The following is an 11,996-nucleotide window of genomic DNA, read 5'->3' as shown; positions in this document are numbered from 1 at the left end:
TGTATTCCTGCTGATTAATTAATTTTAAGAACAATCACCGACACATTGTCCTGTGCTTCATTTTTCAAACTGTCCTGCAGCAATCCGAGTGCGATGTCTTGCGCACTCAAATCTGAGTTCAACCATTCGGAAATAAGTGGCTCTGGCACCGCATTGTACAAACCATCAGAACACAGCAACCAGGATTCGCCTTCGTGCACCGGATGTCTTGCCAAGGAATAATGCAAATCATCTTCGGTACCCACTGCCCGCGTCAGCATGTTCCTGAACGGTGCCCTTTCAGCATCCTTCGCACTCAGGCTGCCTTTGTCGACTAATTCCTGCACCAGACTATGATCTCTGGTCATCTGCTGCATGTGGTTCTTCCAAGACCGGTAACAACGGGAATCCCCGGCATGAAGCAACCAACAATTATCTTCCAGCAGCAGCATACTCAGTAAAGTGGTTCCCATTTTGTGGTGTTGGGGATTTGCAACCCGGGCCTCACGCACGGCCTTGTTGGCATCGGTGCCAGCCTGCAATAACAAGCTCGCATAGTCATCGTTATTAACCGGGCTATGCTGTGCCATCGCATCAACCACACAGCGGATAAACTGTTGGCCTGCAATCTGACTGGCGTCCGCGCCTCCGCTGTAGCCACCCATTCCATCGGCCAACGCCGCCAGTACATGGGGGTATTCAGGCAGCTGCTGCCAATGTATCCAGTCTTCATTGTGCTTGCGCACGCAGCCAATATCGGTCACACCGTAAATATCCGGCATCAGCTTGCCTTCCTGCCGAATTCACGGCTCAATAAACCACGCACGGCATCCGCCATTTCTCCTGCATTGGCATAGCGTCGGGAAGGTTCGCGATGCAATGCTTTATTAACCACCCGCACCACACCGGCTGACAATTCCGGTCGCACCTCACGCACACTGACGTACTTTTTATTGAGGATGTGGTACGCAAGGTTCGCAATGCTATCCCCGCTGAACGGCAGTGCACCGGTGAGCAACTGATAGAATGTAACTCCGAGACTGTAAATATCACTGGCTCCGGTCACCTTATTGCCTTTCAATTGCTCCGGTGACATAAAAACCGGGCTGCCTAACATGTCGCCTGTTTTGGTTTTAGAATCATCGACAATGCGGGCAATACCAAAATCGGCCACCTTAATCTGACTGGAAGCGGCGTCATAAAGAATATTGCCAGGCTTAATGTCCCGGTGAACAATGTTTTGCTGGTGCGCATAATGCAACGCATCCGCAACAGCCGCTACGATCGAATACACTTCTTCAATATCCAGCAAGGTACCTTCGGACGCGCAGCGATCCAATGACCTCCCATCAACGTAGTCCATGGCCATAAACGCCAAATCGGCTTCCTCGCCCACATCAAACACGGTTACGATATGCGGGTGGGTCAGGCGTCCGACGGCTTCGGCTTCACGGAAAAACCGCTCTTTTATACGTTCTAGCTGATCCGAGTCGAATTCACGGAAGCTCAGGGTTTTTATGGCAACACGTCGGGAAATTTTTGGATCTATTCCAAGATAAACCGTTCCCATCGCGCCGCGCCCAAGTTCCCGTTCAATTTGGTAACGGCCTAGCACCGGTTTAACACCTTCCTGCGCCGGCATCACCAGGCTTTGAGTGCCGCTGAAGTCCACCGACAAAGTTGTCGAATCGGATAATGTTGACAGCGCTTCTGCCCGTTTTGCCGCGTCTTTAAACCGGGGATTGCGCTGCATGACTTTGTCGTAGGTTAGCGCCGCGTCCTGATACTGTCGCTTGCGCTCCTGCTGCACAGCAATGTCATACAATAACGCCGTTACGGCCACACGGGTATAACACGGTGCAAGCGCAGCCAGCGCTTCGTTTAATTTTCCTTGCTGATAAAACTGATGGGCAAGCTGATATTGTGCGCGATGAAAATCCCACTTCAATGTCTCTTGCTGCCCTCTGCGGTGCTGCCACAACATCATGCAAAGCGATGCCGGGACAAACCACTGTATCAACATAGGCAAAGGTAGTAACTGTTTGAAACCAAGCTGCCATGCAATTTGTGCCACGCACAAAATCACCACAATAAAAGCGCCCGATAGCAGCGCCGTCGAACGTCGCAACAGGGGTTGAATCCACACCGCATAGAGACACAACAGCAACAACATCACACGGAACAGCCATGGGTTCCAATAAGGCTGATAAAAATAGTGGCGATGCTGTAACGCTTGAACGGTAGCCGCGACCTCCGCCAGTTGCGCTCGCGAAGCGGCGAAAATCCAGATCGGTTGGGCGGGTGGTGCCCGCAAACTCTGCTGCAAACTCAGGTATTGCAGCCGATCGGTAGACAGCGTTGCAGGCACGATAGCGCCGTCGGAGTTGACCGGTAACAGTTGATCGCCCAGCTCTATCGCGTATCCGTCCCGGAACACGATGCTGGGTTCTTGCTCCAGATGCCGGGATTGCAACTGGTAACGCAGATACAACGCCAACGCCAAGTCACCGTGAATATGCGATTCCTGTTGCCAGATGAGCTGCCGGGTTGCATGATCCGATGCACTATCAGACGCTCGATACCCCGCCCCGCTCAAGGCCGGATCCACAGGCCACTCCGCCGGAGTCAAGGTCACCCGCTGCTGCAACCAGTTACCGATTGCGGTCATCCAATCCACCGGTACGCCCATGCTCAGCAACCAAACCGACAGCGGCATCTGTGAAAAATGTTCGGGGGTTTTGACGGGAAAAGCCTGTTCAGGAAAAGAGGAAACCCCGTCTTTGGTCAATCCGATCAACAGCTGACCCTGGCGAATCCGCTCTCGTAACTGGTCGGCCTTAGCGGCTTGTTGCCGCCACTCGGTCAAATGAGGGGATTGCCTCATCAATTCGCCGGGCAGCATTAGCATCAATTGTTCAGCCTGGACCGGCCGTTCACGCACCGCCCCCGGTAGGACCAGCGCAATTAATTTATCTTTGCGCAACAGCAAAGGCAGAACCGCGGACTGAATCGGATCCTGCTGCACCAGCAACAGCTCGTCTTCATCCAGACGAATCAATGCAATCTCGGGGTCACTGGTCGGGGCAGAAGCCATGCGCTCGCTGATCTGGAATAACCAGTTGCCCACTGCGGGCACGTGGTTTTCATGGTTACCGGCGATCAACAGAAGCAGCACCGCAGAGCCCAAAACCAACCCTTTCAGACTCAACAGAGCGTCGAGTCGCCGCGCGCCCTGCCGCAACAGCAAGACGAAAGATCTTGTTTTTACACTCTTTTTTGCTAAAGGCATGGGTGAATTGCGCACGACAGTCCAAACTCTGTTTAAACTATAGACGCAATTCTTAAGTCCCTGTGAAGCAACAGGTAATTTTGTGTACTCCGGCTACTTTTTCTCGCTAATCCAGAGCCGGATCGTGCCTTTTACCACCTCAACACCCTGGGTATCCAGCGCCGTTATTTTCACGTCCAGGTCGCCGGGCTTCCAGGCATCCGGGTTAATCTCGGCGATACCGATGATGTCGGTGCCCGCCTTGGCGGTATAATCCACCTGCATCCCTTTGGGTATCCAGCGCAAGCCGGCGGGAATCGAGGCTTCCGCACACACTCCCATGGCCATCTCGAGCATGTTACAGATGGCAATAACATGGACGGTGCCAATATGGTTCTCCACCGCTCGGCGCTTTTTGATACGCAACTTGGCGTAATTGGGTTGCAACTCCTCAATCTGCGCATTTACGCTTTTAAAAAACGGGGCTTTGCGAGACACCACCTTTGAAAACAAGAGCTTACCGCCAGGATAGCGGGAAGTGGTCTGCCACATTTTCATTACCTGATTACTCGCTGCCATCACCTTACCCTTCCTGATTTTTATGAGTGACCCAAGGTATGAAGTGCCTGCCATCAAGTCAATGGCAGCCCTGACGGGCACGAAAATAATACTCGTCCGGGTGCCATTGTGCTTTTAATGACCAGCCATTTTTTACTGCTATACTCAACCAGAAGCTAGAGACAAAGACATATAACTGTCTCGAATAATACAGACTGACTTTCAGAATGAGCCCGCCTAATGCCACAGCAGAGACTGTGCAAATTCTCATGTATGCGTTTGATATGGATGTCACTGGCCTGCCTGATGATCTGCACCCCCTTGTGGGCAACAGCCGAATCCACAGGCCCGGCGGCAACGACCGGTCCGGTGATTACGATCGACAACGATCGGTTTTCCCAACGCGTCGCCCATGGGCTGATGTTTTATAAGGATGCCGCCGGTGATATGGATCTGGCGTCTGCAATGAGTGCGTCAGAGCAAGGCCGCTTTCATCCCTTCGAAGGCCCCAACCTGCAGTTGGGCTACAGCGATGATATCTATTGGATACGACTGAACCTGTCCAACGAGTTGTTGATTCACACCGCGCAAAACAAGGAGGATCGATTCTATATTTCCGTGGATTATCCGCTACTGGACAATGTTGAGTTTTTCCATGTGCGCGAAGATGGTATCCACTCCATGGTCAGTGGTGACCTCTACCAATTCAACCAACGCTATTTTCGTCTGAATAATTACGTTTTTCCGATTGCACTGCAAAGTGGTGAACACAGTCAGCTGTATATACGCGTGTTTTCACAGAGCTCTCTGTCTATTCCGATTCACATTGAAACCGAGCGCGCCTTCATCGATCGTCAATTCAAAATGGACAGCCTGAACGGCATCTACCTGGGCATTACCGTTGGATTGTGTATTTATAATTTATTTTTATGGATCGGTGTGCGTAAATCCATTTATGGTTTGTATGTTCTCGTCATCGTCAATTTGCTGCTATTCAATACTTCAATACTGGGCTTTTCGTTTCGCTTGTGGCCGGCTGCGATTGCGTTCCAGCAAATCGCAATTTACTTGTTCAGTTTCACCTCCGGTGTCGCCATCCTGCTATTTGGTATGGCATTTCTGAAAACCAAGACTCATCAGCCAATTGCTCACCGTCTGTTGCAACTGTCGTTACTGGCCTGCGCGCTTTGTATTCCCGCGCTGTCCATAATATCCATACAATCCGCTGCGACACTCACTGCTGTAACCACACTCTCACTCTCGGTGATTTTAATTGTGGTTGCCCTTCGCAGCATCAAGCAGGGTTATCCGTCCGCAAAATACTATGCGATCGGTCAGGGTGCAGTCATCATCAGTGTCATGTTCACCGCTCTGACCTCACAAAAAATCATTCCGTTCTATCATTTAGCACCTCATGTTATGAAATGGTGTTCCGCGTTTGAGTTGATTTTCTTTTCCTTCGGCTTGGCCGATCTGGTTAATCAAGACCGACGTTTAAGAGAACATGCGCAGAAGGAATCCGCACGCGCACAGCAGGAACTGCTCAGTACCCAGATCAGTTTGAATAAAGATCTGGATGAATTAGTGCGGGAGCGCACCGAGGAACTGGAAACCCTGAACAGACGCTTGCTGGATCTGAATACAACCGATGATTTGACCGGTTTGCGCAATCGGCGCTACTTTAATGAAGTGTTTGCCCGTGAATATAAACGCGCTTACCGGGAAAAAACGGCCATTTCAGTCATGATGATTGATATCGATTGTTTCAAACAACTCAATGACACCCACGGACATCAATTTGGTGACATTGTACTGAGTCGCTTCGGCAAAACGTTGCAACACTCCATCAACCGTCCGCCGGATATTGCCATTCGTTACGGTGGTGAGGAATTTGTTGTATTGCTTCCCTGTACCGGCCATAAGGGTGCGATCAACGTGGCGGAAGGCATCCGTAAATTGATATCCGATAAAATTATCCGTCAAGGCGACTTTGAAGCCAGCGTGACGGTCAGTATTGGTGTTGCCTCCACCGTGCCCACCCGGCGTGACCAACAGGACCAACTATTGCGCGAAGCCGATGACATGCTGTATCTGGCAAAAGAGAAAGGCCGTAATCGGGTTGAATGGGATCGAAACTATCAAGAGCCTTCATCGGGCTTTCGGCCGAACATCAACGGGCAGGGTGTTTAGTCGGTTTATTCCTATATGTGATTTTACGCTTTTCTTTATAAATACGATCGCGCCACTGCAAAAGATCCCCGTACTGTGTCGCTAATGTTTCACAGCTCCAGGCTTTTTCATACGCCGATTGGGGTTGGCTGTTATCCGGCTGATAAGGACGGATAACCTGTAGCGCGGCAATAATGGTCATATCCGCGTAACTGAATCCATCCGTCAGTACATAGGCTTTGCCATCCAGCCGAGCACGAACCTGGCTTAATGCGTTATCCAGTTTTTTTATCTGATCCTGTTCCGTACTACCGGGATCGGCGTATTTCTTTTGTATAGCCCCAATGGTATTGCGCATGACCGGTAACATCGGTCGCCGACACCAGCCCGGAATCAGCGAAGGAAACAAATCCAATAACGCGTGGTTGTCCGCCAGCACGCGATCCAAAGCCAGGATGCGGCCAGCATAAAAAATCTGTTCGCTGAGTGTGTTCATCTGCGCAACGGCTTCCCTGTGCGCGTCGGGAATCAGCCCGGCCTGGGGCCGGTCGTGGTGCGCACGCAAGGCAATATCCCAGGAATCCAGCAGCTTAATGCCGCCCTTGCCCAACAACACCGGCACTGAAACGGGACCGCTAAACTGACCGCTGCGCAAGCGCACCCAAGAGGTTGTAATCTGCGGTAAATATTCTTCAAAATGATAGGGAATGTCTGCAAAATCCAACGCCCAGCATACCCGTTTTGTGGCAGGCGATACCGGCATTCCGATCAATCTGTACATAGCGTCGGCCTTTTGAATTGACTTAAAACATCGTTAACTTTGACCAATAGGTCATTCAGTTCGGATTCGTGCTTGCCTACAATGGAAGAACTCGCCAGTTCCGTACATGCCTTGATCTGGCCATACCTGCGAATTCAGGAGGTTCTTATGGGCTACAGCACCCGAAACGTCAGCCAAATGCAGAAATCCATTGCTCCGTCGGTGTACGCTGCGCTGGATCTGGATCTAGAACCGGAACGCTTCCGTACCGAATTGGGTGATAACAGTATCATCAAAAACAATCCCCGTATTCAATCCCTGCTGCAAGACAAAGATAAAATTGAATTGTTTCGTCAGCTTACCCTGATGGGAGATCCGCTGGCCGATGCCTTTGCCGCACGCATTCCCGAGCTGGGTTATAAATCCGCACGCGCGATGCTGGACAAAGCGGCAGAGCAGGGCATCGACAGCGTGCCCGACGCCCCCGAAGAATTGGTCAGGCTGATGCGCACCATGGAGACCACGCCGCCCTGGGTGGATTGGGATCTGATTGATAAAGCCAGTGAAAATTCGCGCTTGCTGACCGCACTGACCGGAGAAGCCATCATCCGGGTTGCCTTTATGATGACTTACGTCAATGGCTATCAAGGTTTGCCCATGGTGATTACCGGTGCACTGACCAGTGACTCGGCTGCTAAACGCATGAAGGAGACCATAAGCACCTTTAAGTTGGCCACCTTGCCCGGGGCATTACGTCAAGGCGGGGTCGCCTATCAATCGGCGGTGAAAGTGCGGGTGATGCACGCCATGGTACGTACCAGCTTGTTGAAACGCCCCAAGGTGTGGGACTACTCCGTCTATGGCGTGCCGATCCCGCAGGTGGACCAAATGGGGGCGGCCTTGGCACCCAGCTACATGATGGCATTATGGGCGCTGAAGAAGGGCAGCAAACTCACGGACTACCAAACCGCAGCCATTGAGCAGTCCCGTTACCTGGCTTCACTACTGGGTATGCATGACCAGTTTCTGAGTAACCAGCCCGAACAAATTGTAGAAACCTGGAATCTATGTCAGGCCACCTTGCGTCACAAATCCGATCAACGCGGCCGGGATCTGAACAGCGCCACCATCAATGCCTATCGACGCGGGAATCGAAAGTGGTACAACCAACTGATTCACCGGATGGATGTGAAATCGACCCAGTTTATGTATTCCAGGATGGTAGGAAAACGCACCGCAAAAGAGATGGGAGTGGATTCTCCGATAACGGACGTATTGAGCTTTGCCGGGCTGTTCGCCCCCATCGGTGTGGGCTTTGGTGCGCTTAGCGTAGTAAAGGCCCTGCCTGGCGGTCGCGGCCTGGTGGATGGCTATGCTATTAAAGAGATCCAACGGCAATTGGCGAAAGAAGGTTCAGCGGAATATCGCACTAACGACAACGAATACAAAATAAAATCCGTCTAAACCGATAGCGGAAAGCCGGGCACCTGATACAGGCTACCAAATAGGCAGGTGCGCTCCCTTTGGTTTTTGCCTGCTAGACTGTAGGTAGAGTCGTTCGCGGCAGACCTAAATAATTAAGCCCGGTTTTCACAAATGATGAATAGATTCATAGCGCTTGCCCTGTCTATAGTTTGCATTTCATTTGCTGAGGCGGCCCACCTGGAACTTCCCCGCTCCGATGCATTTGCCATTACCCAGCAACTTCGATTCATAGAGGACAGTGACGCCACGCTGACTTATCAAACGCTTCCGGATAGCGACACCCACTGGGAAAAAAATAACGACAGCCATTTTAATAAGGGGTATAGCCGCTCAGTCTGGTGGCTGGATCTGACCATTCACAACCCCGACGACCACGGTCATACCCGGTACCTGGATCTGTCCTATGCCGTGCTGGATTATGTAGATGTTTATATTTATTCCGGCGACCAATTAAAAGAAGAATACCACACCGGTGATATGCGGCTTTACCATTCCCGTCCCATCGACAGCAATACTTTTGTCATTCCCTTAACCTGGCGACCGGGTGAAACCCTCCGCATCACCTACCGACTGGAATCCGGCACCTCGATCCAGGCGCCACTTACCTTGTGGGAACCGGAAACCTATGCTTCCAAAGACGCCTACAGCAATATCGTGCAGGGCTTTTTTTTCGGATCAACACTGATATTAGCGTTCTATAATTTGCTGATATTTTTTATTCTCAGAGATAGAAACTATTTCTATTACGCAAGTTTCATTATTTCTCTACCCCTGTTTTTTCTGACCCTCAGCGGGCAGGGTTACCGTTACATCTGGACCGATCAGATTGTTCTGAATAGTCATGCCATTCCCTTTTTTCTCGGTATGTCGTTTATGTTTTCGGGCTTTTTCACCCGGCGTTTCCTAAACCTGCGTGCCTTATCGATTCCCACCGACGTGCTGGTCGCCACCTTTGCCCTATTGGGTGGATCCGTAGCCGTACTGTCCATCGCATTACCCTATGCAATCGCCATTAAAGCGCTGGTGCCGATCGGACTCTGCGCCTGTTTCGTCTATTTATTCGCTGGCATCCTCGCCGGATTTCGTAAAGTTCCCAGCGCACGCTACTACCTTATAGCCTGGATCTGCTTTCTTGTGGGCTCGATTTTTTTCGCCCTCAGCAAGCTCGGATTAATGCCTTTGAATTTCATAACCGAACACGCCATTCAGTTCGGTTCAATTTTCCAGGCCGTTCTTCTGTCGTTAGCATTGGCCAACAGCATTAATGTGGAACGCAAGTTACGCTTTCAGGCTCAGGCAGACACCCTGGTTACCACCAAGCGATTGAACGAGCAACTAGAAAACAGGGTTCATGAACGGACCCAGGAACTCGAAGTGCTGAATAAGCAATTAAAGGTGCTGAGTAATACAGATGAACTGACCGGTTTGAAGAATCGACGCTACATGACCACGTCGCTATCGGAAGAATGGAAACGTTCTGCACGATACCAACGTCAACTATCGGTTTTATTACTGGATATCGATTTCTTCAAAAAGGTGAACGATGACTATGGCCACCAGATTGGCGACCAATGCCTGATAGAAGTCGCAAAACTGATTTATGAATCCCTGCGTATTCCTTCCGATCAGGTCTCCCGATACGGCGGTGAAGAATTTTTTGTGATGCTGCCGGAAACCGATGCTGCAGGTGCGCTATCGGTTGCCGAACGTATCCGATCCAATATCGAGAAGCATACTATCGTCGTAGACGACACCCGTTTTCCTGTGACCGTGAGCATCGGGCTCTATAGTTGCACGCCCGAAACAAAGCACTCTGTGGACTATATTCTGAATTGCGCGGACATTGCACTGTATCAATCTAAAGAGCAGGGGCGTAACCGGGTCACGCTTTATAGCGAGGATAATATTAGCGGTAACAGTGTGGAAGCGCGGTGAAACGATAATAGGGGTTCACTGTTACCGCCATTGCATTACTGATCCGGAATATCCGGATCAACCAGGTTCGCTAACTGGTTCAACGATTCCTGCCAACCCAGATAACAAAACTCGACCGGAATTGCCTGGGGAATCAATTCCTGCGTAATGCTCACGTCCGTGCCGCAAGCGACCTCTTTCAGCAATACCGTTACCTGCATTTGCTCCGGCATGGAGGGGTCATCAAATTGGTCCGTGTGCCTGATACATCGACCCGGTGTCAATTCCAGGTATTTCACTTTGAAAGAATGGCTTTTATCACGACTGAAATTAGTGAAAGACATGTGATAACCGCCTCCAACTCTGGCATCAAAACTATGCATGGTGGCACTAAAACCATAGGGCGGTAACCACTTAACCATCGCGGCAGGATCGATAAATGCACGATAAACGCGCTCCGGAGGCGCTTTAAAGACACGGTGTAAATGAACGCTATTGGTGGTGGACATAATAGGATTTCCTCTGACGTTGACATAGGACTTGATGGGATTTCAGTTCTAGTCGCTAGTCAAAATGCCTTTTCGACAGTCACCATAAAAAAAACCAATTCCGCGACCTCATTTGCCGCATCAATCTACCGGCACCAGCTCCCATTGCTGGTATTCACTACCGGAGTGGTTGGCCTGCTGCACATCACCTCCACGCCACAAACTATAAGGGGTCGCCTCTACTGCCAGTCCGCTGAACAACGACACAATGCTGACCGAGCCACTCCCCGAAGCGGACATCACCCATAATTGGTTATCTGCGCCGGTGAAATCCCATTGCCGTAGCTCACCACCCGGCTCTGTATTGAACTCATAAACATCCATGGATTTGCCACTGTGCGCAGCCCGAATCGAATAGAGATCATTACCCAGGTGCTGAATATCAAATTGTTGGTATTCACGCCCACGGTAAGCGCGCTGAATCAAATCAGCCCCATTCACTGAATCCCGGCTTTCAACTTCAATGGCGCGACCGGTGGCCAGGGAGATCAGTGCATAACGCCCGCTGTTGATCACACCGCTCTGGGGTGGATCCGTGGGCGACGGGCTGGTCGGCTCATCCGCTGCATCGCAATCGAGGGAGTAGTTATCCACCGAAAAATCAGCCCCGCCAGCAGAACCGCTGATTTCAAAACCAAATTCGATTTTGTGCAGATGCGCATTGTCAAACCAGCCTTGCTGCCGTAACCATCGGGAAATTGCGCTGATATCAACGGAACCGGCATCGGTAGGGCTGGTACGCAAGAACGAAAATACCGTGTTGTATCCATTGCTACCGCGATAAATATTCCAGCTATTACCACCCACGGTGACATTACGCGCTTCCGGCACCGGTTGGCCGGAAGCATTATAGTTATAGGAGATGGGGCTCACTTGCCCGGACCAGTTCATCCACACCATTAACTCGTAGCTGTGATCGTCATACCAGATATCATACGTACTGGAATAACTACCATCGGACGGTCTGGATACCGCAAAATCGCTCGTGCAAGTGCCCAGGTCATCAACATTGAAATCCACTTCGCGGGAGACATTGGGATAGGATTTAATGCCGCCGGTATCCGGATGATCCGCCCTAACTCCCCAATCGGAATACGTATTTGCCCAAACACATTGCGTGCCGGCGCCACTGCCCCAGATATTGTTATAAACAGTGAAGCCGTTATCGCTGAATTGCCCCCACTGTTCACAAGATTCCCAAGCGAACACTTGCTGGCAGGAAAAGAGGGTGAATAATAACAGTAAATGACCAGAACGACTTTTCATCTTAACCTTCCTTGTAGGAAACCCGAGTTAATAGTCAGGCGCGTAAGAT

9 protein-coding genes are annotated in these 11,996 nt (G+C 50.8%); 3 read left to right on the top strand and 6 right to left on the bottom strand.

Annotated features, from left to right (window positions below; all coding sequences use genetic code 11):
• Positions 1-14: 14 nt before the first annotated feature.
• The 3 genes from FT643_RS07050 to FT643_RS07040 all read right to left on the bottom strand — a co-directional run bounded on the left by FT643_RS07050 (position 15) and on the right by FT643_RS07040 (position 3,826).
• On the bottom strand, positions 15-761 hold the full coding sequence (locus FT643_RS07050; protein WP_156870660.1) for a PP2C family protein-serine/threonine phosphatase: 747 nt from the start codon (positions 759-761) through the stop codon (positions 15-17).
• Positions 761-3,268, bottom strand: coding sequence for a serine/threonine-protein kinase (locus FT643_RS07045; protein WP_156870658.1), 2,508 nt, complete (start codon positions 3,266-3,268; stop codon positions 761-763). Before FT643_RS07045 ends, FT643_RS07050 begins: the two co-directional genes overlap by 1 nt.
• A 93-nt stretch (positions 3,269-3,361) precedes the next feature.
• On the bottom strand, positions 3,362-3,826 hold the full coding sequence (locus tag FT643_RS07040; protein ID WP_156870656.1) for a hotdog fold domain-containing protein: 465 nt from the start codon (positions 3,824-3,826) through the stop codon (positions 3,362-3,364).
• Between the two features lie 252 nt (positions 3,827-4,078).
• Here FT643_RS07040 and FT643_RS07035 point away from each other — a divergent pair, with 252 nt between their 5' ends.
• Complete coding sequence (locus tag FT643_RS07035; protein WP_198043387.1) at positions 4,079-5,995, top strand: sensor domain-containing diguanylate cyclase; 1,917 nt, start codon at positions 4,079-4,081, stop codon at positions 5,993-5,995.
• On the opposite strand, the gene FT643_RS07030 is transcribed toward FT643_RS07035, so the two are convergent.
• Complete coding sequence (locus tag FT643_RS07030) at positions 5,976-6,755, bottom strand: glutathione S-transferase N-terminal domain-containing protein (protein ID WP_156870652.1); 780 nt, start codon at positions 6,753-6,755, stop codon at positions 5,976-5,978. The two genes, FT643_RS07035 and FT643_RS07030, sit on opposite strands and share 20 nt — an antisense overlap.
• A 147-nt stretch (positions 6,756-6,902) precedes the next feature.
• Between FT643_RS07030 and FT643_RS07025 the strand changes: the two genes are divergently transcribed.
• Complete coding sequence (locus tag FT643_RS07025; protein WP_198043386.1) at positions 6,903-8,198, top strand: oxygenase MpaB family protein; 1,296 nt, start codon at positions 6,903-6,905, stop codon at positions 8,196-8,198.
• A 132-nt stretch (positions 8,199-8,330) separates the two neighbouring features.
• Positions 8,331-10,154 carry a sensor domain-containing diguanylate cyclase gene (locus FT643_RS07020; protein ID WP_156870648.1) on the top strand — a complete coding sequence of 608 codons (1,824 nt, stop codon included), beginning with the start codon at positions 8,331-8,333 and terminating at the stop codon, positions 10,152-10,154.
• Between the two features lie 35 nt (positions 10,155-10,189).
• On the opposite strand, the gene FT643_RS07015 is transcribed toward FT643_RS07020, so the two are convergent.
• Both FT643_RS07015 and FT643_RS23100 read right to left on the bottom strand, forming a co-directional pair.
• Positions 10,190-10,642, bottom strand: a complete 453-nt coding sequence (locus tag FT643_RS07015) for an SRPBCC family protein (RefSeq protein ID WP_156870646.1) — start codon at positions 10,640-10,642, stop codon at positions 10,190-10,192.
• 120 nt (positions 10,643-10,762) lie between these two features.
• Positions 10,763-11,947, bottom strand: coding sequence for an RICIN domain-containing protein (locus FT643_RS23100; protein WP_198043385.1), 1,185 nt, complete (start codon positions 11,945-11,947; stop codon positions 10,763-10,765).
• Between the last annotated feature and the right edge of the window lie 49 nt (positions 11,948-11,996).

It is taken from the genome of Ketobacter sp. MCCC 1A13808, assembly GCF_009746715.1.
Taxonomy (GTDB): domain Bacteria; phylum Pseudomonadota; class Gammaproteobacteria; order Pseudomonadales; family Ketobacteraceae; genus Ketobacter.
Note: the sequence above shows the minus strand (reverse complement) of the source record. Positions and strands in the feature narration are given on the sequence as shown.

Bases quoted from the DNA above. Each gene is read 5' to 3' on its own strand.
- FT643_RS07040 (WP_156870656.1), bottom strand. From the start codon at position 3,826: ATGGCAGCGAGTAATCAGGTAATGAAAATGTGGCAGACCACTTCCCGC.
- FT643_RS07015 (WP_156870646.1), bottom strand. From the start codon at position 10,642: ATGTCCACCACCAATAGCGTTCATTTACACCGTGTCTTTAAAGCGCCT.
- FT643_RS23100 (WP_198043385.1), bottom strand. From the start codon at position 11,947: ATGAAAAGTCGTTCTGGTCATTTACTGTTATTATTCACCCTCTTTTCC.
- FT643_RS07035 (WP_198043387.1), top strand. From the start codon at position 4,079: ATGCGTTTGATATGGATGTCACTGGCCTGCCTGATGATCTGCACCCCC.
- FT643_RS07045 (WP_156870658.1), bottom strand. From the start codon at position 3,268: ATGCCTTTAGCAAAAAAGAGTGTAAAAACAAGATCTTTCGTCTTGCTG.
- FT643_RS07030 (WP_156870652.1), bottom strand. From the start codon at position 6,755: ATGTACAGATTGATCGGAATGCCGGTATCGCCTGCCACAAAACGGGTA.
- FT643_RS07020 (WP_156870648.1), top strand. From the start codon at position 8,331: ATGATGAATAGATTCATAGCGCTTGCCCTGTCTATAGTTTGCATTTCA.
- FT643_RS07025 (WP_198043386.1), top strand. From the start codon at position 6,903: ATGGGCTACAGCACCCGAAACGTCAGCCAAATGCAGAAATCCATTGCT.
- FT643_RS07050 (WP_156870660.1), bottom strand. From the start codon at position 761: ATGCCGGATATTTACGGTGTGACCGATATTGGCTGCGTGCGCAAGCAC.